Source organism: Paenibacillus cremeus (genome assembly GCF_007786445.1).
GTDB classification, from domain to species: domain Bacteria; phylum Bacillota; class Bacilli; order Paenibacillales; family NBRC-103111; genus Paenibacillus_G; species Paenibacillus_G cremeus.
Window position 1 is genome coordinate 31,313 of the sequence record NZ_VNJI01000015.1, and the last position, 22,684, is coordinate 53,996.

Sequence of the window (22,684 nt, forward strand, 5' to 3'; positions counted from 1 at the left end):
AGCTTACGAAGTAGGCTTTCTTACCGAAAGCCCTTAGGAGGGGAATCCAAATGAGCACATTCCTGCTGGAAGTCGTAACTCCGGAGCGTAAAGTGTACGCTGAACAAGCGAACATGATTATCGCAAAGGGGATCGAAGGAGAGCTTGGGATTCTGCCGAATCACATTCCACTTGTGACTCCGCTGAAAGTCGCTCCGATTACTGTAAAAAAGCAAGGGTCTAAGGACGAGCTGATCGCAGTAAACGGCGGTTTTATGGAGGTGCGCAAGGATAAGGTGGTTATACTGGCGGAAAGCGCCGAGCTACCGGAACAAATCGATATCGAGCGTGCTCAAGCGGCCAAAGCGCGTGCTGAGAAGCGGTTGTCTGCAGCGAAGCAGGACAACGTCGACTTTAAGCGTGCGGAATTGGCTTTGCAACGAGCTCTGAATCGAATTGATGTTTTTGGGAAACGATAAGATATGGAACAATGAAAAGCGAGGGGACCCCGGTTCCTTCGCTTTTTCTGTTTTTAGTGCTTAGTGGAGACAGGCCAGGAAAAAAGGAAAATGTTAGACACCCCAAAATCGATTTGATATAATTGGTAAGGTGTCATTTTGGAAAATGAAGCAAGCTGTGGCATCCCCGTGGCTTGCGGCAAGTTACATATAGGGAGGCGGTTCGTTCACGATGTATATGAACAACTACGTGGTCGTAACGATATTTCTCTTTCTAGGCGTGATTCTTCCTATTACAGCGCTTTCAATCGGTAAATGGCTGCGTCCATACAAGCCGGCGGAGAGCAAGTATACGACCTATGAAAGCGGTAACGAACCGGTAGGTGGTGGGCAGGTACGGTTTAACATCCGGTACTACCTGTTTGCGCTGATGTTTGTCATTTTTGATGTAGAAACCGTATTTCTTTACCCTTGGGCCGTTGCGTATAAGCAATTAGGCTTGTTTGCGCTTGTTGAGATGTGTATTTTTGTAGCCTTGCTCTTGGTTGGTTTAATCTACGCTTGGAAGAAGAAGGTGCTGCAATGGACTTCAATTTAGAATCAATCACACCGGAAGAGCGCCAAGAGCTGGATCGTAACGTATTTATGACCACGCTCGAGCAGATCAAAGCCTGGGCTCGCAGCAACTCTCTTTGGCCGCTTACCTTTGGTCTGGCCTGCTGCGCGATTGAAATGATGGGAACAGGCGCTTCCCATTATGACTTGGACCGTTTCGGCGTCATTTTCCGAACGTCTCCGCGGCAGTCCGACGTCATGATCGTAGCCGGCACTGTCACGAAAAAGATGGCCCCGCTGCTTCGGCGATTGTATGACCAAATGCCTGAGCCCAAATGGGTTATTGCCATGGGTTCCTGTGCTACGGCCGGCGGACCTTATGTAAAATCCTACGCGGTGGTGAAGGGCGTGGATCAGGTGGTCCCGGTTGATGTGTACATCCCGGGCTGTCCACCGAATCCGGCTGCGTTGATCTATGGGATCAACAAGCTGCAGGAGAAAATCCGTTACGAAGCGAAAACCGGTAAGCAGGTGACGAACGTATGAGTGACGAGCAAAAGAAAGATCTGCCCGAGGGTGTGAACGCCTCGGAGAGCCAGCCTAGCGAGAGCGCTGAGCAGCCGACGGCGAAGCCGGTGGCCGCTGAAGCGAAGGCGGCGCCGATGAGCGGTGAGCCTACGGCGGTACCTGGCGCGGACGTGGCGAAAGCTGGAGGCGCGGGTGAGCCGCCAGGCGGCTACGCCGAAGCGCAGACGAAGCCGGAAGCGCCCGCAGGCGAAGCGGCCGCGCCGGTCGACGCCGAGCGGGAGGCGAAGCTGAAGGCGGCCGCCGAGGCGCGAGCCGCCCGGGCTGCCGCCCGCGAGGCGAAAGCGGCGAGCACGGGCGAGGCGGGTGATGCGCCGGCCGCGGAAGCGGCTGCGCCGAGCGACGCCGATAAGGAGGCGAAGGCGAAGGCCGCCGCGGAGGCGAGAGCCGCTCGGGCGAGCGCCCGGGCCGCGAAGACGGAGGGGGCCGACCCCGATGCGCCGAAGGTGCCGTCGCCGAATCAGCCCCTGCTCGATCGGCTGGTGGCGATCCTTAAAGAGTTTAACGCCGATGCGGTGGAAGAGTCCTTTGTTAACGAGAAGGGCGGACATGTGCCGTACGTGGTGTTGAAAGCGGATCAATGGTTCGAAGCAGCTGTATTGTTAAGAGACCACTCTGAGCTGCGGCTGAACTATTTGCGCAATGTGTCCGGTATTGATATGGAAACGCATATGGAAGTGGCTTATCACTTAGTGTCGCTTGAAACAAAACGTGATTATGTAGTGAAAGTTCGTACGAACCGCGAAACTCCGTCCGTTCCGTCCGTTACCGAAGTATGGCCGACGGCGAATTGGAACGAACGAGAAATTTACGATTTGCTCGGTATTGCGTTTCCGGGACATCCCGACCTGCGCCGAATAATGATGGCTGATGATTGGGTAGGCCATCCGCTGCGCAAAGATTACGAGCCGCTCGACCCGGAGGTGTAAGAAGGTGTCTATTCGCACGGAAGAACTGCTACTGAATGTAGGCCCGCAGCATCCGAGTACACACGGCGTATTTCGGATCGTGGTTAAGCTGGACGGGGAGATCATCACCCATGCCGATCCGGTGATGGGATATCTCCATCGCGGCACGGAGAAGCTGGCTGAAAATTTAACGTACACCCAAATCATACCTTATACTGACCGGATGGATTATGTATCGGCGATGACGAACAACTATGTGCTGGTACATGCTGTCGAAAAGCTGATGCAGCTGGAAATCCCGGAGCGAGCGGAATTTCTTCGCCTGATCGTGATGGAATTGCAGCGGATTGCCAGTCATATGGTATGGTGGGGCACCTATTTGCTGGATATCGGGGCAATGAGCCCGTTTCTGTTTGCTTTTCGGGACCGCGAAATTATTATCAACCTCTTCAATGAGCTGTGCGGTGCACGGTTGACGTACAACTACATGCGTGTAGGCGGGGTCAAGTGGGATGCGCCGGAAGGCTGGATTCAGAAGGTGCGCGACTTTGTACCTTACATGCGCGAGAAGCTGGAAGAATATCATGAGCTGGTGAGTGGCAACGAAATTTTCTTGGCGCGGATCAAAGGCATCGGCAAGTACGATGCGGAAACGGCCATCGCTTACGGGTTAAGCGGCGCGAACCTTCGCTGTACCGGGGTGAACTGGGATCTGCGGAAGGACCAGCCTTACAGCTTGTACAACCGTTTTGAATTCGATGTGCCGGTTCGCACGGGCGGTGATTGCTACGACCGCTATCTGATCCGGATGGAAGAAATTCGTCAGTCGCTTCGTATTTTGGAGCAGGCAGTAGAGCAGTTCCCTGCGGAAGGCGAGATCATGGGGAAAGTTCCCCGCGTGATTCGTCCGGCCGAAGGCGAAGTGTATGCAGGCATCGAGTCGCCGCGTGGTGAGATCGGCTGCTATATCGTTTCCAAAGGAAAAGATAAGCCGTATCGCTTGAAGTTCCGCAGGCCGTCCTTCGTGAATCTGCAGATTCTGCCTAAGCTCTTGGTCGGTGAAACGATGACGAACATGATTACAATTCTCGGAGGCATAGACATCGTCGTCGGGGAGGTGGATTGCTAATGCCGGATTTATTGCAGGAGCAGCTAACGTGGACGAACTTCGCGATCTTTTTCGCCTGGGGCGTCGTGATGCTGCTTGTCGTGCTTGGCTTTGTAACGTATGCGATCTATTTTGAACGGAAGGTCATCGGCTGGATGCAGCTGCGGATCGGTCCGAATCGGGTAGGTCCGCTGGGCTTGCTTCAATCGGTAGCGGACGTTTTAAAGCTTTTGCTGAAGGAAGACACAATTCCGCGCAAAGCGGAGAAAGAGCTGTTTATTTTTGCCCCAGTCATTACGTTTATCCCTGCGTTCGTCGTCGTAGCTGCAATTCCGTTTACGGACCGACTGATCAGCAGCAATCTAAACGTTGGCGTTCTATTTTACGTTGCGTTGTCCGGTATTTCGACGATTGGCATCGTGTTGGGCGGCTGGGCTTCGAACAATAAATACGCGCTGCTGGGCGGCATGCGTTCCGCTGCGCAAATGATCAGCTACGAAATTCCACTCGTAATTTCCGTCATTGGTACGGTGATGATGAGCGGCAGCATGAATTTGCGTACGATTGCTGAATTTCAAGCTGGTGGGTTCTGGCACTGGAACTTCCTGCCTCAAATCATTGGCTTCTGCGTGTTCATTGTTGCGGCGGTATCCGAGCTAAACCGGACGCCATTCGACCTTCCGGAAGCGGAGTCGGAGCTTGTAGCGGGCTATCATGTGGAATACAGCGGATTCCGTTTTGCATTCTTTATGCTCGCGGAGTACGTGTATGTGTTTGCCATCGCTGGCTTAACAACGACGTTGTTCTTGGGCGGCTGGCATGCGCCGTTTCCGTTCCTTGATTTTATCCCGGGAATCATCTGGTTCCTGCTAAAATTCTCGTCCATCGTCTTCTGTCTGTTCTGGCTGCGCGCTACACTGCCGCGGGTTCGGGTAGATCAACTGATGGGCCTCGGATGGAAAGTGCTGCTGCCGTTGTCGCTGCTGAACATTTTTGTGACGGCGATTTATATGGCGATAGCGTTGTAATGGGCTTAAGCTACCGGACGTGAGCAGAAAGGGTGAGAACTATGAAGGGCATCATCAAGGGCCTAGGCGTGACGTTCAAGAGCATGACGCAAAAAAAGATCACATATGCCTATCCCGACGTACCGCTGGAGCTGCCAGACCGTTTTCGGGGCATTCAGCATTTTGACCCTGAAAAATGTATCGTGTGCAACCAATGCGCCCGCATTTGTCCGACGGAATGCATCAATCTGGTCGGCAAAGCAAATCCGGACCCGGAAAAAAAGGGTAAGGTCATCGATACCTACGATATCAACTTCGAAATCTGCATTTTGTGCGATTTGTGTACGGAGGTTTGCCCGACGGAAGCGATCGTAATGACGAACAATTTCGAGCTAAGCACCTACAGCCGTGACGATTTGTTCAAAAATCTGCAATGGCTGAACGAAAACAACACGAACGTGCGCAAGGAAAACAATTCGGCGCTTCCGAAAGGCGGGGCGAAGTAATGTTCGGGAATATATTTGACTTCTTGTCCAGCGGCGAAAATATTGCTTTCTTCATCTGCGCGTTGCTGGCGATTGGCGGAGCGATCTTCATGCTCAGCTTTACCAAGGTCGTACACATGGTGCTGGCGTTGGCCTTGACGTTCATTAGCTTGGCCGGACTGTATGTTGTGCTGGATGCTGAGTTTGTCGCCGTGGTGCAGATCTTGATCTACGCAGGAGCGGTTTCGATCCTGATGATCTTCGGGATCATGATGACCAAGCATCAGGGTGAGGAAGAGGAGCCGAAGCGTCCATGGCACAACGGATTGCTGTTTGTGGGCGCGGCGGGGCTGTTTGGCCTCATTTTCTACGCGATTCAGAAATCGGACCTGCCTTCCGGCACGATGCAGCCTGCACAGGATAATACGCTTGAAATCGGGAAGCTGATCTTCAACGCCCACGTCATTCCGTTCGAGTTGATGTCGGTGCTGCTGACCGTTGCGTTTATTGGCGCTATCATCGTGGCGAAGCGAGAGGAGGATTGACCATGGGTGCAACAGCAACCGGACTTGCAACCCCGTATTTGACACTAGCGGCGATTTTGTTTTGCATCGGGCTCTATGGTGCACTATCCAAGAAAAATGCCGTGATCGTGCTGCTGTCCATCGAGCTGATGTTGAATGCGGTCAACTTGAATCTGGTCGCCTTCTCGAAGCTGGGAATCCATCCGGGATTGACCGGACAAGTGTTTTCGCTCTTCAGCATCACGGTTGCCGCGGCGGAGGTAGCCGTCGGGATCGCGATTCTCATTAACCTGTACCGTAACAAAGGAACCACGGATGTCAACGAGATGGACTCGATGAAGCGATAATCGAATTATCGTTTACGAGGCCTTAGAAGGAGGACTTAAGTTCATGGTATCGGCTTACTCGCAATACGCCTGGCTGATCCCGCTCTTCCCGCTGCTATCGTTCTTGATTTTAACGGCAGTGGGACGTCAACTGCGGGATGCGGGCGCCTATATCAGCATTGTGGCCGTGTTCGCCTCGTTTGTCTTGTCCGTGCTTATCTTTTGGGAACGGATTGGTGGACAAGTCGAGGATTTCACGTGGAACAAGTTGCAGTGGATCAAGCTGAGCAACTTTTCGCTCACGATGGGATTCGAAGTCACGAATTTGAATGCCCTCATGCTGGTGATCGTCACTTTAGTGAGCCTGCTCGTCAACATTTACTCCAAAGGTTATATGCACGATGACGAGCGAATTAATGTGTTTTTTGCCTACATAGCGTTGTTTACGTTCTCCATGCTGGGGCTCGTGATCTCGGAGAACCTGGTGGAGCTGTACATCTTCTGGGAACTGGTGGGTGTGTGTTCGTTCCTGCTGGTCGGGTTCTGGTACTTCAAGCCGGAGGCGAGAGCGGCGGCGAAGAAAGCGTTTATCGTCACGCGGATCGGGGATGTCGGGCTATTCATCGGAATATTGCTGCTGTTCTGGGTCATGCCGAACCATGCGATGGACTTCAGCTCCATCCATAACGCGTTCGCCGGCGGCAAGGTGTCCGGAGATCTGGTGACCTGGATTGCCATTCTGATCTTCATCGGCGCGGTGGGCAAGTCCGGTCAGTTTCCGCTGCATACCTGGTTGCCTGATGCGATGGAAGGTCCAACGCCGATCAGTGCATTGATCCATGCGGCGACGATGGTTGCTGCAGGCGTGTACTTGGTGGCGAGAACCTTTGATATTTTTACGGCGTCGCCAACGGCATTGACCGTTGTAGCGGTTGTGGGCGGATTTACCGCGATTTTTGCTGCTACCATCGGTACTTCGCAAAACGATATAAAACGTATTCTGGCATACTCTACAGTCAGCCAGCTTGGGTATATGATGATGGCACTCGGCATTGGCACGACCGTGGCTTATACCGCCGGGATTTTCCACTTGTTCACCCACGCCTTCTTCAAAGCGCTTCTGTTCCTTGGGGCAGGTAGTGTTATTCACGCGGTGCACACGCAGGACATTCATGAAATGGGCGGCGTAGGCAGTAAAATGAAACTGACCGCATGGACGTTCGGCATCGGCGCACTGGCGTTGAGCGGGATCGTTCCGCTTTCCGGCTTCTGGTCGAAGGACGCCATTTTAGCGGAAGCGTTCAATAGCGGCCACACGGTCTTGTTCTGGGTCGGGCTGATCGCGGCATTTTTCACGGCGTTCTATATGTCACGATTGTTCTTCCTGGTGTTTCTGGGCAAGCCCCGGCATCAAGCGCATGTGCACGAATCCCCGGCTTCAATGACGTTTCCGCTGGTCGTCTTGGCGGTCTTGGCGGTTGTCGCGGGCTTTGTGTTTACACCGTTTAATCCGTGGTTGGGCTCATGGCTAACAGGCCACGCGGAAGAAGAGCATGCGCAGTGGTTTGTTATGATTATGTCCAATGTGGTCGGATTGCTTGGGATCGGCCTTGGCTATCTGGTGTATCTGAAGCGAACGGTGCCAGCCGATGCGATTTCGTCTCGTGCCCCATGGCTGTACCAGTTACTGCATCGCAAATATTACATCGATGAGATTTATCATGCGGTGTTTGCGAAGCCATTTGAAGCGATCGGGCATGTCTTACATTGGTTTGACGAGTATGTGGTGGACGGGATTGTTCGTCTTTCCAGCTATGCAGTGAATGGGATCGGACGGGTGGGCTCCCGCCTTCAGAATGGTCAAGTACAGTCGTACGGCTTGGCTACGCTGCTAGGATTGCTCATTCTGATCCTTGCTATAGCAGGAAGGAGGTTCATCAATGCCGGATAATTTGCCCATTTTATCGCTGATTGCCTTTTCGCCGCTCATCGGTGTGCTGATCCTCATGTTTATGCCGAAAACGCAGGGGCAATGGATTAAAATTACGGCCATTGTGGTGACACTGATTCCTCTTGTGCTGTCTGCATGGTTGTACGCTCAATTTAATCACAATCTTGAGGGCATGCAATTTAAAGAAGATATACCCTGGATCGTGGTTCCGCTCAATAAAGAAACGCAAGGGCTTAGCCAGCTCACCTCGTTTTTCTTCGAATTTAAGTATTCGATGGCGGTAGACGGCTTGTCGCTTCCGTTGGTCTTCCTGACGGCGCTAGTAGCGACAATGGCGGCCTTGGCTTCCGTGTACATTAAGAAACGCTGGAAGTCGTATTTTATCCTATTCCTGCTGCTGGAAACCGGGATGTTCGGCGTATTTATGGCCCAGGATTTGTTCCTCTTCTTCGTCTTCTTCGAGGTGACGCTCATTCCGATGTTCTTCTTGATCGGAATTTGGGGCTACATGGACCGAGAAAAAGCGGCGAACAAGTTCTTGATCTATAACGGGATTGGCTCAGCGATTATGTTGATCGCGTTCTTAATCCTGGTCTGTACGGCAGGGTTTGGACAAACTGCGGGTGACAACGGCGTTTCGGTTCATTATTCAGGCGATCTTAACGTGATTACCGAGAATCTATTCTTGAGCGCCGAATCGTATGTGAATCAAGGCGACTTGGAGGGGAACCCCTTCTTCTTGAGCGCTGCAATGAAATGGTCGCTGTTCATCATGCTGCTGGTGGCGTTTGGGATCAAGCTTCCGATCTTCCCGTTCCATACGTGGATGCTGAAGGTGCATACGGAGGCTCCGCCGTCCATCGTTATGATTCACTCCGGGATTCTGCTCAAAATGGGGGCGTACGGCTTAATCCGATTTGGTATTCTGCTGTTTCCGGAGCAGGCGGTACAGTGGGCTTCGGTGCTGGCGATTCTTGGTGTCATCAACATTTTGTATGGTGCCATACTTGCTTTTGTCCAAAAGGAATTCAAGCTGGTGCTCGCCTACTCCAGTATTAGCCACATGGGAATTGTACTGCTGGGGATTGCAGCGTTTAACACGATCGGGATGGAAGGGGCTATCTTCCAGCTCGTGTCCCACGGGTTAATCTCGGCGCTCATGTTCCTCTTGGTAGGCGCTATCTATGAACGCACGCGCTCGACGCGATTGGACGAAATCGGCGGCCTTGCCAAGTCGGTTCCATTCATTTCCGGCATTTTGCTGGTCTCTGGTATGGCATCGCTTGGACTGCCGGGCTTATCCGGGTTTATTAGTGAATTTTTGGCCTTCTTGGGCCTGTTCGATACGCACAAGATTATTACCGCTGTCGGTACGCTGGGCATTATTCTGACGGCTGTGTACGTGCTGCGAGGGGTTCTCGGGATTACCTACGGACCGCTCAAGGAAGGGCTCCCAGAGATGCGTGACGCACGGCTGATCGAGGCAATTCCGATGATTACGCTCGTGGCGTTTATCGTGGTGCTCGGGATTTTCCCAAGCATTCTGAGTGAGCCGCTGCACCAAACCGTCAGCAGCTTCGATCAATTCATTCATAGCGTAACGAAGATGGGAGGTTAGACCGGTGGAAGCGATACGTCTTCAACTTACTGATATTGGACTGCTGGCCCCGGAGCTGACACTAGTCGTTGCTGCTGTGGTGTTATCGCTGCTTGATTTGCTGCTACCTCGTCATTCGAATCGCACGTGGCTCGGATGGCTGTCGTTGGCTAGTATCGTCATCTCAGCCTTGTTCGTCGTGTCCTACTTGAATCCGGCGGAGCCGAAGCAGCTGCTGCAATTCAGCTACCGCATCGATGATTTTGCCAACATTATAAAGCTAATTTTGCTTACAGGTGCAGGGCTTATTACCTTCATGAGCATTGGCTCGGTGAAGGAGGAGGACATCCCGCATGTCGGCGAGTTCTACTACTTGCTGCTGCCGGCTACGATCGGCGGGATGATCATGGCTTCGTCGGGCGATTTAATTACGTTGTTCGTCGGGCTGGAGCTGCTCAGCATTACCTCGTACATCTTGGTGGCCATGCGAAAAAAGCAAGCGGCTTCCAACGAAGGGGCCTTCAAGTATATTGTGCTTGGTGGTGTTTCTTCGGCCGTCATTTTATACGGAATGTCGTTTCTGTATGGGATGTCGGGTTCTACGGTCATTAACGAAATCAACTCAGCCATCGGTCAAGCGGGCAAAGGCATGCTGCCGATGATATACTTGAGCTTCTTCCTGCTGCTGGCAGGCTTTGGCTTCAAGGTAGCGGCAGCCCCGTTTCATATGTGGGCGCCGGATGTATATCAGGGAGCTCCAACTCCCGTCACCGCCTTCTTGGCGGTCGTGTCCAAGGCAGCGGCTTTTGCCGTGCTGTTCCGCTTAATTTACGGCATTTATGCGGTCGGCGATCTGATGAGTCAGCCGATTCATCAAGATATTTTGACCTCGCTGATGGTGGTCGCGGCAGCGGCAATGATTCTCGGGAACTTCATTGCGCTGCGTCAAACGCATATGAAGCGACTGCTGGCTTACTCCGGTATAGCCAATACGGGGTACCTGCTGGTGCCGATTGCAGTACAGTTTTCCATGGTCCACTTTTCAAACTTTTCCGAGTTCTCGTTCTACTTGATCGCCTACCTGTTTATGAATATCGGGATTTTTGCCGTGCTGATGATTATTGAACGTTCGACCGGCGATGAAGCGCTGAAAGGCTTGGCTGGATTATACTATCGTGCTCCAGGCACGGCGGTGGCTACGGTGCTGCTGGTGCTGTCACTCGCGGGCCTTCCACTATCAGGCGGCTTCTTCGGGAAGCTGTACATTTTAATGGGTGCGCTCCAAACACAGCACTATTGGCTCGCTGCGGTGATGATTGGAACGAGCGTTGTGTCGTTCTACTTCTACTTCGGTTTTATTCGCCAAATGTTCATGCGGAGCGATTTTGAAGCCCAGGAAGTGAAGGTCTCCCTGCCGCTCGGCATTACGATGTGGTTGTGTGCGGGAGTCAGTGTTATCCTCGGTTTAGTGCCGCAATGGGTGCTGGGGTATATTGAACGGATTTTCTCCCTAACGCAGGATCTGTTTATGTTTTAAGAGAATTCTCACATGGAAAAAGCTCAACAGCCTCTCGCGTCGGGAGGGGGTTGAGCTTTTTTAAATTACAATTTGAACGTTCAGTTAAGGTTTTCAATTCCAGTTGCAGGCAATAGGGTTTAGGCTTAGAATGAGATATGGCATGTGAACATGTCAAGCGTTGAAACCGGATAAAGGATACGAACAAGCGATGAATGAGCGAAGCTGGATACATACACTTTTCTCGACAGGCGTGATCCTGGCTGTTTTTCTGATCTGCTGTCCAACGGCTTATGGTGCTGAAGCGGATGATCCGTTTTACGCCAAGCAGTCCTACCTACAGCAAATTCATATGAACGAAGCTTGGGATGTGGCGCAGGTAAATACCAATATAACGATTGCCATTGTCGATACGGGTGTCGATTTGAACCATCCCGATTTAAAGCCCAATTTAGTTCCGGGCATCAATCTGATTCACCCTGAACTGCCGCCGGCCGACGATAATGGTCATGGCACGAATGTGGCAGGCGTCATCGCTGCGATGGGCAATAACGACCGCGGGGTAGCGGGCATTTTATGGCGCGCCCGGATCATGCCGATCAAGGCGCTGGAGGCCGATGGCTCCGGCGGGGAGCAGCGGTTGGGTGAAGGCATTCGCTACGCCGTCGATCATGGGGCCAAAATTGTGGTGCTTTCCCTCGGACTAAACAAATACTCTGCTTATATGAGCGATATTGTAAAGTACGCCGAGGAACGGGATGTGCTGCTGGTAGCGGCGACGGGCAATGAGGGCAATCGTGTCAAATATCCCGCTGCATACCCCACGGTGCTGGCGGTGGGCGGATTAACCGCAGACGGTACGGCAGACAGCCGATCGAACACCGGTCCCGAGGTCGATCTGCTTGCACCATGGGACGTGTTCACCACGGGCCTGGACGGTAACTATGAAAGTAAGGATGGCACGTCCATGGCTGCACCACAAGCTGCTGCCGTAGCGGCACTAGCTTGGACGCGCAATCCTGGGATGAAGGCGTATGAAATACGTCAATTTTTACGGCAGACGGCGCAGGATTTGGGCGGCAAGGGCTGGGATGAAACGACGGGCTACGGTATGCTAAGAGCCGATCGGATGATGACGGAGATGTATTTGGCTGACATGTACGAGCCGAATAATCGGAAGGACCAAGCCAAGTCGATCTCCGTGAGCAAAAAAATATCCGCCTCGTTCGCAGGAGGCTCGGATATCGATTGGTATTATGTCGACGCACCCTATGATGGGACGATCAATTTGTCGCTGGACATGAACAGCGCGATGAGCGCCAGCGTGCAGCATACCAATGCCACAGGAGTTTTAACCAGCAAGACGGTACAAGGCGGACAAGTCATCCCGCTGAAGGTATCGAAGGGGCGCAGTTATTTTCAGCTGCAGCTCACGGAACGGGGTCAAACGATGAATGTCCCGTATCAACTGGAGACATCGTTTGATATTTACCGCGATCCGTATGAAGATAACGATAAGCAGTTTATGTCCTACGTTCTGCCTTCCCGGAGTCTCAGCATCAAAGGTACGTTTCATCAATACAACGATACCGATTGGTTTGAGTTTCCCGTGGAACAATCCGGCTCGCTGCGCATTCGGCTGTCGACGGACACTGCGCGGATGGATCCGGTTTTGCTAGTTCAGAAGCAAGGGGAGAAGTCGGTCATCCTGGATAAAGGCGACGACGGCGTGACCGAAACGATGTTTATTCCGGAAGTGTTTCCGGGAAGCTATTACATCCGGGTAACGAATGTAAAGGATTACGCGAACCCGGTGGTGGGCGAATATACGCTCAGCTTTGAATATGATGCCAAGCTGATCGATCCGAATGAACCGAATAACCGTTCTTATCAAGCGACCACCGTTTCCCTGAATACCCCATATAACGGACTGCTGGATAAGCTGGATGATGTCGATTGGTATCAATTTACGGTTGACGAGGAAAGTCTCGTGCAGGTTCGATTGACGGATATTCCTTCACCCGCGACGATGTATATGAATTTGTACGATGGGGCGCTTAAGCCGATAGCCAGCTCGATGAATACCCCGCCGAACGACTCACAGCAGCTTTCAGGCCGATTCCAGCCGGGAACCTACTACGTAAAGCTCAACACGAATCGCACATTTGACCATCACATGTACCAGCTGCTTGTTTCAGCACAGCCGCTAACCGGAGGGTATACGGATATCCGCGGGCACTGGGCTCAGGATGCCATCTTAAGCTTATCATCTAAGCAAGTGATCAATGGGTATGACGATTATACGTTCCAGCCGGATCGCCCCATTACGAGGGCTGAAGCTACGGCGGTGCTCTCCAGGGCCTTCAATTGGTCCAAGCAAAGAGCAGTGAGCTACACGGATCTCAATGAATCTCACTGGGCGTATGGGTACATTGCTCATGCGGCGCAAGCCGGCGTCATTGACGGGTATCCCGATCGCACCTTTGCACCCGATCAACCGGTGAGCCGGATGGAAATGACGGCTATGCTGGCCCGGAGTATGAACATGACAGGCAAGCGAAGAGGCAATGTGCCATTTACCGATGTGGACGAAAATTATTGGGGCATCGGACTGCTGAAGCAGATGAAGGCGGAGGGCTGGATTTCAGGGTATGCCGATGGCTCCTTCCATCCGGATCAGCAGGCAACGCGTGGGGAGTTTGTCACGCTCTTGTCTCATTTACTAAGATAAGCTGGGGCGTCATAGCCCGAGAGCGAGGATGAAGATAAGCGATGGACTATTTAAATCAAGTGAATACCTCCATGGGATTAAACGGAATGATCAATATTAGCGTGGTGCTGGTGTTCATCGGTTTTTCGTGGTGGGTGCTGCAAGAGCTGAAGCTCGATGCGATTGTTAAACGGCCCAAGAGCCCGCAGGCCAGGCTGCTGCAAATATTTTTATCCGTTGCATTAGGCTATCAATTGGCGCGTTTTGTCATAGATTATTTTTTATGGTCGACTTGGCTGCCAGGAATGTTTTGAATAAAATGTCGAATACTACGGATTTCGAATAATCGAGGAGATTATTGTCAACAATGGATAGTACAACCGCTTTAAAATCAAATCGCGATACGAATGATATCATGATGGGCCGAAGATCAGGCAAAATCAAATTGTCGGCCCTAAAGTTCGATGCTAAACTAGTAAAGGCACGTAAAGAAAACACGCGGAGGGGGACCATGATGAGCAAAATTATCGTCCGCGGCGGCAAGAAGTTAGCCGGCAGAGTTCGAATCCACGGTGCGAAAAATGCCGTACTGCCGATTATCGCAGCCTCTATATTAGGGTCGGAAGGAGTTAGCGTGATCCATGACGCACCTCCCCTGGACGACGTCCTCGTTATTAACAAGGTACTAGAAAGCTTAGGCATTGAAATTGAGTATAAAAATGAAACCGTTCGCGTCAATGCGCAGCGTATCCATACGTATGAGGCATCTCATGACCTGGTGCGAAAAATGCGGGCTTCTTTTCTCGTTATGGGACCGTTATTGACCCGGATGGGGCAGGCGCGGATTTCGCTACCTGGCGGATGCGCAATTGGCACACGGCCGATCGATCAGCATCTGAAGGGCTTTGAAGCGATGGGGGCCGAGATTGAGCTCGGTCAAGGCTACATTGAGGCCCGGGTCAAAGGCAGATTGAAGGGCGCCAAAATTTATCTGGACGTGGCCAGCGTAGGCGCGACAGAAAATATTATGATGGCGGCTGCGCTCGCGGAGGGCACGACCCTGATTGAAAACGCGGCGAAAGAGCCGGAGATCGTCGACTTGGCCAACTATTTGAACGCGATGGGCGCCAAAATCCGTGGAGCGGGCACAGGCCTCATTCGCATAGACGGTGTCGAGCAATTAAGTGGTGCAGCACATACGGTCATTCCGGATCGGATTGAAGCGGGTACATACATGATTGCAGCCGCGATTACTCGCAGCGATCTGTTTATTGAAGGGGCGATTGCAGACCACTTGCGTCCGGTCATCTCGAAGATGCAGGAGATGGGCGTGCAGGTCCTGGAGGATGAAAACGGGCTGCGGGTGTATGCAGACCGTCCGCTGCGCGCCGTAGACGTGAAGACATTGCCGTACCCGGGCTTCCCGACTGATATGCAGTCGCAAATGATGGCGCTGCTGCTCGTAGCCGACGGTACCAGCCTAGTGACCGAGACCGTGTTTGAAAATCGCTTCATGCACGTCGAGCAATTCACGAATATGAACGCGCAAATCAAGGTAGAGGGCCGTACTGCAGTCATTAGCGGCGGCAATCGACTGCGGGGCGCGAAAGTATGCGCAACGGACCTGCGCGCAGGAGCGGCATTGATTCTTGCTGCGCTGGTAGCCGATGGGGACACCGAGATTAGCGGATTGCATCATATTGACCGCGGATACGTGGAGATTACCGAGAAGCTGGCCCGTTTGGGTGCGGACATTCAGCGCGTCTCTCACGAGATCGTGGAGCTGGACGATGAGGAGCAAGGAGCGTCGCTGCCGATCTTCGCCGTTCAACCGAGCATGGCCTAGCAGCCGAATATACAATGACCTAGAGAACCTATTTTTGAGAGAGAAGGTTCTCTTTCTTTTTGTTCTATTCTATTTTTTGAATTCATAAGATGATGTTACCTACCTGAAGATGGAGGAACTCATTCGATGAAGTATAAGCTGCAAGCGAGACTAAACCGCAAGTGGAGTCCGAAGCAAAAAGCATGGCTGCGGTGGTTCGCCGTATGGATCGCAAGCTTCACCACGGTGGTCGTTCTTGTGCCGGGTCTCTTGGTCCGTACGCTCCCGAATAGCGACTCAGGTACCGTTAGGCCGGGAACGCAAGAGGTGGCCACGGCGTCAGCGCCAAGTGACCTCGCGGTCATCCCAGTGTATCTCGCGAAGGAAAAGAAAACGGTAAAGCTCGGCCTGGAGCAGTATGTAAAAGGCGTCGTGGCGGCAGAAATGCCGATCGAGTTCGAGCCCGAGGCTCTGAAGGCGCAGGCCATGGCGGCCCGAACCTATATCGTGCGCAGGCTGCTGGACGGGGATAAAAGCAACGTCCCAGTCTCCTCCGAGGCGCTGGTGACGGACACGACGACCCATCAAGCGTTCGTTTCAGACGAAGAGCTGAAATCGCGCTGGAGCGGGGACGTTTACACCGCGAATGTAGACAAGCTAAACAAGGCCGTAGAGGGGACGAAGGATCTCATCTTGACCTATCAGCATGCGCCGATTGAAGCTAGCTTTTTCTCCACCAGCAATGGGTATACGGAAAATTCGGAAGACTATTGGAACGAAACGATCCCCTACTTACGCAGCGTGCCTAGTCCCTGGGATGTGAAGCTATCACCACGGTATAAAGAAACCGTCACCATCACAGCCAAGGAGCTGCAGCAAAAGCTAGGGCTGCCTGCCGCCGTTCCTGTTACCTCGGGCGGAGCTTCCGCCTTCAAAGTCATAGAGAAGAGCCAAGGACAACGGATTAAGAGGCTATCGATTAACGGAAAGCTGTTTACCGGACGAGAGGTGAGAGAGAAGCTAGGGCTGAACTCTAGCCAATTTCAATGGGCCTATAATGATGGTGAATGGAAGATTACGACGTTTGGCTATGGACACGGTGTGGGGATGAGTCAGTGGGGGGCCAACGGCATGGCTAAGGAAGGACGCAAGGCGGAGGACATTGTGAAGTATTTTTACAAAGGCATTGAAGTGGAACCGGCAGCAAATCTATTGAAAGGGAAACTTTTCTAAAAAGTAGGTTTTGCCGCGTATAAATCTCGCGAACCTGGCAAGAATGGTTAGCGAGGTGATAATCTATGAATGAACAAAAAAGAGATTTGACCAAGCAAGAAGCTCCTAAATCTACCGAGGGAGCACCTAGTAGTCCGTCGTCCAGTTGGAAAAGATTTCTCGCCAAGAAGTGGGTATTTCCAGCAACGTATGTGGCAGCAGCGGCAATTATCTTAACGTTAATGTGGGTGTATCAGGGAGCGGATACGTCGACCAAAGTTAGTGTCGATTCTTCCAAAACCGGTACGGTCACAGGCAACGTATCCGGAACTGATGCCGTAGCTACGAGCGCTAAGCAAGAATCGATGCAATGGCCGGTCAAAGACCGCAACGACTTGGATGTCGTTCTGCCGTTCTTCGATAGTAAGGCTTCAAGTGAAGTCAGACAAGCCGCCATGGTGGAGTACGGTGACACGTTTACACCACATATGGGGATGGACTTCGCTAGACACGACAATCAAGTGTTTGATGTGCAAGCGGTCATGAGCGGTAAAGTGACGATGGTGCAAAAAGATCCGATCGTCGGCAACTTGGTTGAAATTACGCATTCCAATGGATTGGTTTCCGTGTACCAGAGCTTGGCGGAAGTCAAAGTGACCAAAGATGCTGATGTGAAAAAAGGCGACGTCATCGCCAAAGCGGGACGCAATGAGCTGGAGAAGGATCAAGGCGTGCACCTGCACTTCGAGCTTCGTCAAGGCCAAGGCGGCCCAGCCGTCAATCCGGAGCAGTACTTGGGCGACCATTAATCCAAAAAGTGAATAAACCTTTTCAGACAGGGGAGAAATCCTCTGTCTTTTTTGTCGTGAAAAGCTTGTCCTTGAAAATAATTGTACGTACCAGGCTTGTCACGCCGCCGAAACAAAGAATATAAGTCCGCACCCCTCATATAATGTACCAAACTAACTCGAGTAGGGAGGCGAGGGGAGTGCACGATTATATCAAAGAGCGAACCATTAAAATTGGCCGCTGCCTAGTGGAAACGAAGCATACGGTTCGCACGATTGCCAAGGAATTTGGTGTCTCTAAAAGTACGGTGCACAAGGATTTAACGGAGCGGCTGCCGGAAATCAATCCGGAGCTCGCGAATCAGGTCAAGCATATTTTAGAATACCATAAGTCGATTCGTCACCTGCGCGGGGGAGAAGCCACGAAGATTAAGTACCGCAAAACCCGCAGCCCCAAATCCCAGGAGAAGCTTGTCACTGTAAAATGAGAAATAAAAACGCTTACCCCATCGTACCGTGAGCTTGCTCGTCAAAGCTTCCTTTCGAGGCGGCCGAGGCGGCATGCTGACGGTACGTTCCCTACTCCCCCTCTCCAACCTATAAAGGAAATTTAACAACTCCGCGATAATTGTCGAAAAATAAATCGAAAAAAGAGGATTTTGCAAAACAATGGCGAAATTATCTAAGAAACGTATATAATAGAAATGCCGCTTCTTTTTGAGGTTGGACGGTTGGTTTAGGGAGGATTCATTAGATGTTTAGCAAGGATATCGGGATAGACCTAGGGACGGCGAACGTCCTGATCCATGTGAAAGGAAGAGGCGTCGTCCTGGATGAGCCATCCGTCGTCGCCATCGAAAGCGATACGAAGCGGGTGCTTGCTGTTGGTGAGGAAGCTCGCCGAATGGTCGGTCGTACACCGGGTAACATTATCGCCACTCGTCCGCTCAAGGACGGCGTTATTGCAGATTTTGAAATCACTGAGATGATGTTGAAATACTTCATTAATAAAGTAGGAGGGAGGAAGTGGTACTCTCACCCGCGCATTCTCATTTGTGCTCCTACGAACATCACTTCTGTTGAGCAGAAGGCGATTCGCGAAGCTGCAGAACGCAGCGGGGCGCGTGAGGTGTTTCTGGAAGAGGAGCCGAAAGCGGCAGCGATTGGCGCAGGCATGGACATTTACCAGCCTAGCGGCAATATGGTCGTGGATATCGGCGGCGGAACGACGGATGTCGCCGTATTGTCGATGGGCGACATCGTCACCTCCTCTTCGATTAAGATTGCGGGGGACAAGTTCGACTCCTCCATCATGAAATATATTAAGAGCAAGTACAAGCTGCTGATCGGGGAACGGACAAGCGAGGACATTAAGGTTCGCATCGGTACCGTGCATCCTGAGCTGAAGAAAGAAACGATGGATATCCGCGGCAGAGATATGGTGAGCGGCTTGCCGCTGACGATTACCATCGATTCCAGGGAAATTCAAGAGGCGTTGTGGGAGCCGGTTTCGTCGATCGTTGCAGCGGCGAAGACGGTGCTCGAACGGACACCGCCGGAGCTGTCGGCCGATATTATTGATCGCGGCGTCATTTTAACGGGCGGAGGCGCCTTGCTGCACGGCATTGATCAGTTATTGGCGGACGAGCTTAAGGTACCGGTATTGATCGCTGAAGATCCAATGCACTGCGTGGTTAAAGGCACGGGAACGATGCTCGACAATTTGGACAAAGTCTCCAAACGCAAAATTTAAGGAGGGAACTCTCCTATGCTCAGAGGTCTATACACCGCGGCTTCCGGCATGATTGCCCAGCAGCGCAAGCATGATATCGTGACGAACAATATCGCCAACATTAACACGCCAGGCTTCAAGGGAGGCAACGGAATTAACCGTTCTTTCCCTGAGGTCTTGATCTCGCGGATTCGAAGCGGGAAGGACGAGCCTGGGGCAGTTCAAGTGGGGCGTCTGAATACCGGTGTCATGGCGGAGGAGAACGTGTCTTTGCATGCGCAGGGAGATATCCAGGAGACGAACAACCCGTTTGATTTTGCGTTAGTGTCGAACATTCAAGTTCCTGGTGCGCGGTTTGACAGCTCCGGGAAGTACGTCGATGCGAACGGGCAGCGGGTCATTCAGCCGCAGGCTTTCTTTACAATTCTGAATGGCGCCGGGGAGCAGCGATATTCGCTAAACGGGAAGTTTTCGCTCGATGCCAGCGGGCAGATGATCGATTCGGAAGGTCATCAGGTGCTGGGACGGGATGGGCAACCGATTATTTTGGTGGATTCCGGGACAGGAACGCCCATTACGAATTTCCGGATTACTCGGACCGGCCAGTTCACCAATGTGGACGGACAGCCGATTATAGGGGCTGGCGGGCCGATGAGCTTATTGATTACACGGGTTGAAGATCCAAACCAACTGATTCGCGAAGGAAACGGGTTGTACCGCTTGAATGCTGAGGACCAGGGAGCTTTCCGTCCTACGGATGGACAAGATCAGGTTGAGGTGCGGCAAGGGTACATCGAGCGCTCCAACGTGGACGCCGGGCAATCCATGGTCGATATGATGGCTGCGCTCCGCGCGTACGAAGCGAATCAGAAGATGGTTCAGTATTATGATAAAAGCATGGAAAAAGCGGTAAACGAGATCGGCCGCGTATAATTTTATTTTAAAGACACCGCTCAGGAGGATCCCTCGTGAATCATTCCATGATCAATTCATCCGTATCGATGCATGCGCTGCAGCAGAAGCTCGATTTGGTCGCGAACAATATCGCTAACGTGAATACGACGGGCTACAAGCGCAAAGAAGCGTCCTTTCAGGACGTGCTGACCAGTATCCAGCAGCAGCCTCGCGGCTTCCAGAAGGACGGCCGGATGTCGCCGCTCGGCTATAACCAAGGCTGGGGAGCGAAGATGGTGTCGTCCCAGCTGAATCTGGCTCAGGGCTCGCTTCAGGCGACGGACAGCCCGCTCGATATGGCAATTGAGGGGAACGGTTTGTTTGAGATCTCCACGATTTCGCTGGATGCCAACAACACACCGGTGCAGCAAACGCGGTGGACGCGAAGCGGTGCCTTTCAATTGTCCCCATCCGTCGATCCGCAGGATCCGGACAGCATGTTCTTAACGACGAAGGATGGCCAATACGTGATGGGAGTGGACAATGCTCCGATCCGTGTGCCGAAGAACCATACCGTAAAAATCGACGCTGACGGCAACATTATGGCCTATAATGAAGGCGATAAGGGCGCACCTCCGGTGCAAGCCGGCCAAGTTAAGTTGATGCGTGTCGTTCGTCCTCAGCTGCTCCAACAGCTTGGAGACAATCTGTACGGGCTGCCTTCGGATATTACGCCACAGCAGCAAGGTGAGATTCTTCAAACCGTCACGCAGGGGAACAACAATGTCGATCCGATTACGGTGCGCCAAGGGTTCCTAGAGCAATCGAACGTCAATCTCTCGGACGAAATGTCGGAGCTTTTGACGGTGCAGCGGGCATTCCAATTGAATTCCCGTGCGGTCAGCTCAGCGGACACGATGATGAACCTGGCCAACAATTTACGTGCATAGCTGCAACCGCTGCAGTGGGAGGTAGGAGAGTTGAGCGATAATCCAAAGAAGCCGCCCAAGAAACGGAAAGGCTGGGTAAGAGCGATACGAGCGTTCATCCGATGGACTTGGATTCCGGTGACATGCGTAGCTGCGCTTGCTGTAGGGCTATGTATAGGATACGTTTATATAGGCAAGCAAGACATGAACGAAGTGTTCGAGCTGGGGACCTGGCGACATCTGTTTGACTTGGTCTTCGCGGATACATAAGAGCAGCATATACAGGACTCCCGACGGTTATTCCAGGGGAGTTTTATTTTTTTCCTGATAAAGGTATAATGGATGGACGGGAGCGGATATCAGAGAAAACAGCTACGAACCGTTATGCTGACCGCTACGAGGGGGAACGAAGTTGTGTGGAATGTACCGAATGTCCTGACCTTCTGCCGCTTTCTATTAATCCCGGTCTATTTACTCGTGTTTCAGGCAGGTCATATGAAGATCGCCTTCTGCATTCTGGTGGCTGCAGGGCTGACGGATGTGCTTGACGGCTATATTGCCCGCAAACGGCAGCTGGTTACACAGCTTGGAAGCATGCTGGATCCGCTGGCTGATAAATCGATGATGATTGCAGTCATTTTATCGCTGGTCTTTTCTCAGATGATTTCTTGGTGGGCGGCGGCGGCAATATTTTTACGGGATATCGGGATGATTGTAGGCTCGGCATTTTTTCATTTTCGTGGGAAAATTACCGTTCCGGCGAATTTTATGGGCAAGCTAACGACCGTGCTTTATTACATAGCGATATTGTTAATCGTGTTTCAGATGCCGTATGCATTTATCTACTTATGGTTTGTCATTATTATCTCGTTTTTGACCTCCGTGATTTACATCGCCCAGTTCAAATTGTTGAACAAACGCGATTTGGACGCTTGATTCCAATTAAAAGAGCCCATGTTCGGGCCTGCCTGACAGCACACCTGAACATGAGCTCCCTTATATCAACCTTCACTACTGCAGATCATGAAGGGACATTGGTTAGTGTAAGTTGAAACCACCGATTTTATTCCAAACGCAGCGTTGACAATGGTCTCGAACAAGCACGCAGATCCGTTGTAACAAGGAAGGAGTATTCACTTTGTTAGATGCCGTACAAATTCAAGAGATTATCCCCCATCGTTATCCGTTTCTGCTCGTCGATCGGATTCTGGAGGTTGAACCGGGCGTTCGGGCGAAAGGGATCAAATGCGTAACCATGAACGAGCCGCATTTTACAGGCCATTTTCCGGGGTATCCTGTGATGCCTGGGGTGCTTATAGTGGAAGCGCTGGCTCAAGTCGGCTGTGTGGCGATGCTGATGGTAGAAGCCAATAAAGGCAAGTTGGGCTTTTTCGCCGGGATTGATGGTTTTCGGTTCCGTGGTCAAGTGGTACCTGGGGATGTACTTACGCTAGAGGTTGAGATCACCCGCTTGAAAGGCTCGATTGGCAAGGGCCAGGCTACGGCCAAGGTGGGCGACAAAGTGGTTGCCGAGGGAGAATTAATGTTCGCCCTAAGCGATAAAGAGAATAACTAATTCCAGTAGGGGAGAGGGA

General features: G+C 52.1%; 24 protein-coding genes. All 24 read left to right on the forward strand.

Going from position 1 to position 22,684, the window contains the following annotated elements; genetic code table 11:
* The first annotated feature begins 50 nt into the window (after window positions 1-50).
* The 24 genes from FPZ49_RS13925 (at window position 51) to fabZ (ending at window position 22,665) form a co-directional block, all read left to right on the forward strand.
* Entirely contained in the window at window positions 51-458 is a 408-nt protein-coding gene (locus tag FPZ49_RS13925) for a F0F1 ATP synthase subunit epsilon (protein ID WP_144847644.1), read from the forward strand.
* 211 nt (window positions 459-669) lie between these two features.
* Window positions 670-1,035: an NADH-quinone oxidoreductase subunit A gene (locus FPZ49_RS13930; protein ID WP_144847646.1), complete on the forward strand. Its 366-nt coding sequence runs from the start codon at window positions 670-672 to the stop codon at window positions 1,033-1,035.
* Window positions 1,020-1,538, forward strand: coding sequence for a NuoB/complex I 20 kDa subunit family protein (locus FPZ49_RS13935; RefSeq protein ID WP_144847648.1), 519 nt, complete (start codon window positions 1,020-1,022; stop codon window positions 1,536-1,538). The genes FPZ49_RS13930 and FPZ49_RS13935 overlap by 16 nt, the downstream gene beginning before the upstream one ends.
* Window positions 1,535-2,506, forward strand: coding sequence for an NADH-quinone oxidoreductase subunit C (locus tag FPZ49_RS13940; RefSeq protein WP_144847650.1), 972 nt, complete (start codon window positions 1,535-1,537; stop codon window positions 2,504-2,506). Before FPZ49_RS13935 ends, FPZ49_RS13940 begins: the two co-directional genes overlap by 4 nt.
* Window positions 2,507-2,510: 4 nt before the next feature.
* Window positions 2,511-3,614 carry an NADH-quinone oxidoreductase subunit D gene (locus tag FPZ49_RS13945; RefSeq protein ID WP_144847652.1) on the forward strand — a complete coding sequence of 368 codons (1,104 nt, stop codon included), beginning with the start codon at window positions 2,511-2,513 and terminating at the stop codon, window positions 3,612-3,614.
* Complete coding sequence (nuoH, locus tag FPZ49_RS13950; RefSeq protein WP_144847654.1) at window positions 3,614-4,621, forward strand: NADH-quinone oxidoreductase subunit NuoH; 1,008 nt, start codon at window positions 3,614-3,616, stop codon at window positions 4,619-4,621. The genes FPZ49_RS13945 and nuoH overlap by 1 nt, the downstream gene beginning before the upstream one ends.
* Window positions 4,622-4,662: 41 nt before the next feature.
* Window positions 4,663-5,106 carry an NADH-quinone oxidoreductase subunit NuoI gene (nuoI, locus tag FPZ49_RS13955; RefSeq protein ID WP_144847656.1) on the forward strand — a complete coding sequence of 148 codons (444 nt, stop codon included), beginning with the start codon at window positions 4,663-4,665 and terminating at the stop codon, window positions 5,104-5,106.
* Window positions 5,106-5,630 carry an NADH-quinone oxidoreductase subunit J gene (locus FPZ49_RS13960; RefSeq protein WP_144847658.1) on the forward strand — a complete coding sequence of 175 codons (525 nt, stop codon included), beginning with the start codon at window positions 5,106-5,108 and terminating at the stop codon, window positions 5,628-5,630. The genes nuoI and FPZ49_RS13960 overlap by 1 nt, the downstream gene beginning before the upstream one ends.
* 2 nt (window positions 5,631-5,632) lie before the next feature.
* Entirely contained in the window at window positions 5,633-5,956 is a 324-nt protein-coding gene (gene nuoK / locus FPZ49_RS13965; protein WP_144847660.1) for an NADH-quinone oxidoreductase subunit NuoK, read from the forward strand.
* A gap of 43 nt (window positions 5,957-5,999) precedes the next feature.
* The gene (gene nuoL / locus FPZ49_RS13970) at window positions 6,000-7,886 is read left to right on the forward strand and encodes an NADH-quinone oxidoreductase subunit L (RefSeq protein WP_144847662.1); all 1,887 of its coding nucleotides are present in this window, start codon (window positions 6,000-6,002) and stop codon (window positions 7,884-7,886) included.
* Window positions 7,876-9,504, forward strand: a complete 1,629-nt coding sequence (locus FPZ49_RS13975; RefSeq protein ID WP_144847664.1) for a complex I subunit 4 family protein — start codon at window positions 7,876-7,878, stop codon at window positions 9,502-9,504. The genes nuoL and FPZ49_RS13975 overlap by 11 nt, the downstream gene beginning before the upstream one ends.
* 4 nt (window positions 9,505-9,508) lie before the next feature.
* Complete coding sequence (locus FPZ49_RS13980; protein WP_144847666.1) at window positions 9,509-11,020, forward strand: NADH-quinone oxidoreductase subunit N; 1,512 nt, start codon at window positions 9,509-9,511, stop codon at window positions 11,018-11,020.
* A 190-nt stretch (window positions 11,021-11,210) separates the two neighbouring features.
* Window positions 11,211-13,730 carry a S8 family serine peptidase gene (locus FPZ49_RS13985; protein WP_144847668.1) on the forward strand — a complete coding sequence of 840 codons (2,520 nt, stop codon included), beginning with the start codon at window positions 11,211-11,213 and terminating at the stop codon, window positions 13,728-13,730.
* A 41-nt stretch (window positions 13,731-13,771) separates the two neighbouring features.
* Window positions 13,772-14,023 (forward strand): DUF1146 family protein, encoded by a 252-nt coding sequence (locus FPZ49_RS13990; RefSeq protein ID WP_144847670.1) that lies wholly within the window; start codon window positions 13,772-13,774, stop codon window positions 14,021-14,023.
* Between the two features lie 200 nt (window positions 14,024-14,223).
* Window positions 14,224-15,555, forward strand: coding sequence for a UDP-N-acetylglucosamine 1-carboxyvinyltransferase (murA, locus tag FPZ49_RS13995; protein ID WP_144847806.1), 1,332 nt, complete (start codon window positions 14,224-14,226; stop codon window positions 15,553-15,555).
* Window positions 15,556-15,681: 126 nt separating this feature from the next.
* Window positions 15,682-16,767 (forward strand): stage II sporulation protein D, encoded by a 1,086-nt coding sequence (gene spoIID / locus FPZ49_RS14000; protein ID WP_144847672.1) that lies wholly within the window; start codon window positions 15,682-15,684, stop codon window positions 16,765-16,767.
* A gap of 65 nt (window positions 16,768-16,832) precedes the next feature.
* Window positions 16,833-17,555, forward strand: a complete 723-nt coding sequence (locus FPZ49_RS14005; protein WP_144847674.1) for a M23 family metallopeptidase — start codon at window positions 16,833-16,835, stop codon at window positions 17,553-17,555.
* A 179-nt stretch (window positions 17,556-17,734) separates the two neighbouring features.
* On the forward strand, window positions 17,735-18,022 hold the full coding sequence (gene spoIIID / locus FPZ49_RS14010) for a sporulation transcriptional regulator SpoIIID (protein WP_144847675.1): 288 nt from the start codon (window positions 17,735-17,737) through the stop codon (window positions 18,020-18,022).
* A 266-nt stretch (window positions 18,023-18,288) separates the two neighbouring features.
* The gene (gene mreB / locus FPZ49_RS14015) at window positions 18,289-19,287 is read left to right on the forward strand and encodes a rod shape-determining protein (RefSeq protein ID WP_144847677.1); all 999 of its coding nucleotides are present in this window, start codon (window positions 18,289-18,291) and stop codon (window positions 19,285-19,287) included.
* Between the two features lie 15 nt (window positions 19,288-19,302).
* Window positions 19,303-20,199 carry a flagellar hook-basal body protein gene (locus tag FPZ49_RS14020; RefSeq protein ID WP_144847679.1) on the forward strand — a complete coding sequence of 299 codons (897 nt, stop codon included), beginning with the start codon at window positions 19,303-19,305 and terminating at the stop codon, window positions 20,197-20,199.
* Between the two features lie 35 nt (window positions 20,200-20,234).
* Window positions 20,235-21,110, forward strand: coding sequence for a flagellar hook-basal body protein (locus tag FPZ49_RS14025; RefSeq protein ID WP_144847681.1), 876 nt, complete (start codon window positions 20,235-20,237; stop codon window positions 21,108-21,110).
* A 30-nt stretch (window positions 21,111-21,140) separates the two neighbouring features.
* Window positions 21,141-21,359: a DNA-directed RNA polymerase subunit beta gene (locus FPZ49_RS14030; protein WP_261381401.1), complete on the forward strand. Its 219-nt coding sequence runs from the start codon at window positions 21,141-21,143 to the stop codon at window positions 21,357-21,359.
* A gap of 144 nt (window positions 21,360-21,503) precedes the next feature.
* Window positions 21,504-22,025 carry a CDP-alcohol phosphatidyltransferase family protein gene (locus FPZ49_RS14035; RefSeq protein WP_144847685.1) on the forward strand — a complete coding sequence of 174 codons (522 nt, stop codon included), beginning with the start codon at window positions 21,504-21,506 and terminating at the stop codon, window positions 22,023-22,025.
* Window positions 22,026-22,227: 202 nt separating this feature from the next.
* Window positions 22,228-22,665: a 3-hydroxyacyl-ACP dehydratase FabZ gene (fabZ, locus tag FPZ49_RS14040; protein WP_144847687.1), complete on the forward strand. Its 438-nt coding sequence runs from the start codon at window positions 22,228-22,230 to the stop codon at window positions 22,663-22,665.
* Window positions 22,666-22,684: the final 19 nt, after the last annotated feature.

Coding starts and splice junctions, on each gene's coding strand:
- FPZ49_RS13925 (WP_144847644.1), top strand. CDS start 51: ATGAGCACATTCCTGCTGGAAGTCGTAACTCCGGAGCGTAAAGTGTAC.
- FPZ49_RS13930 (WP_144847646.1), top strand. CDS start 670: ATGTATATGAACAACTACGTGGTCGTAACGATATTTCTCTTTCTAGGC.
- FPZ49_RS13935 (WP_144847648.1), top strand. CDS start 1,020: ATGGACTTCAATTTAGAATCAATCACACCGGAAGAGCGCCAAGAGCTG.
- FPZ49_RS13940 (WP_144847650.1), top strand. CDS start 1,535: ATGAGTGACGAGCAAAAGAAAGATCTGCCCGAGGGTGTGAACGCCTCG.
- nuoH (WP_144847654.1), top strand. CDS start 3,614: ATGCCGGATTTATTGCAGGAGCAGCTAACGTGGACGAACTTCGCGATC.
- nuoI (WP_144847656.1), top strand. CDS start 4,663: ATGAAGGGCATCATCAAGGGCCTAGGCGTGACGTTCAAGAGCATGACG.
- FPZ49_RS13960 (WP_144847658.1), top strand. CDS start 5,106: ATGTTCGGGAATATATTTGACTTCTTGTCCAGCGGCGAAAATATTGCT.
- nuoK (WP_144847660.1), top strand. CDS start 5,633: ATGGGTGCAACAGCAACCGGACTTGCAACCCCGTATTTGACACTAGCG.
- nuoL (WP_144847662.1), top strand. CDS start 6,000: ATGGTATCGGCTTACTCGCAATACGCCTGGCTGATCCCGCTCTTCCCG.
- FPZ49_RS13975 (WP_144847664.1), top strand. CDS start 7,876: ATGCCGGATAATTTGCCCATTTTATCGCTGATTGCCTTTTCGCCGCTC.
- FPZ49_RS13985 (WP_144847668.1), top strand. CDS start 11,211: ATGAATGAGCGAAGCTGGATACATACACTTTTCTCGACAGGCGTGATC.
- FPZ49_RS13990 (WP_144847670.1), top strand. CDS start 13,772: ATGGACTATTTAAATCAAGTGAATACCTCCATGGGATTAAACGGAATG.
- murA (WP_144847806.1), top strand. CDS start 14,224: ATGAGCAAAATTATCGTCCGCGGCGGCAAGAAGTTAGCCGGCAGAGTT.
- spoIID (WP_144847672.1), top strand. CDS start 15,682: ATGAAGTATAAGCTGCAAGCGAGACTAAACCGCAAGTGGAGTCCGAAG.
- FPZ49_RS14005 (WP_144847674.1), top strand. CDS start 16,833: ATGAATGAACAAAAAAGAGATTTGACCAAGCAAGAAGCTCCTAAATCT.
- mreB (WP_144847677.1), top strand. CDS start 18,289: ATGTTTAGCAAGGATATCGGGATAGACCTAGGGACGGCGAACGTCCTG.
- FPZ49_RS14020 (WP_144847679.1), top strand. CDS start 19,303: ATGCTCAGAGGTCTATACACCGCGGCTTCCGGCATGATTGCCCAGCAG.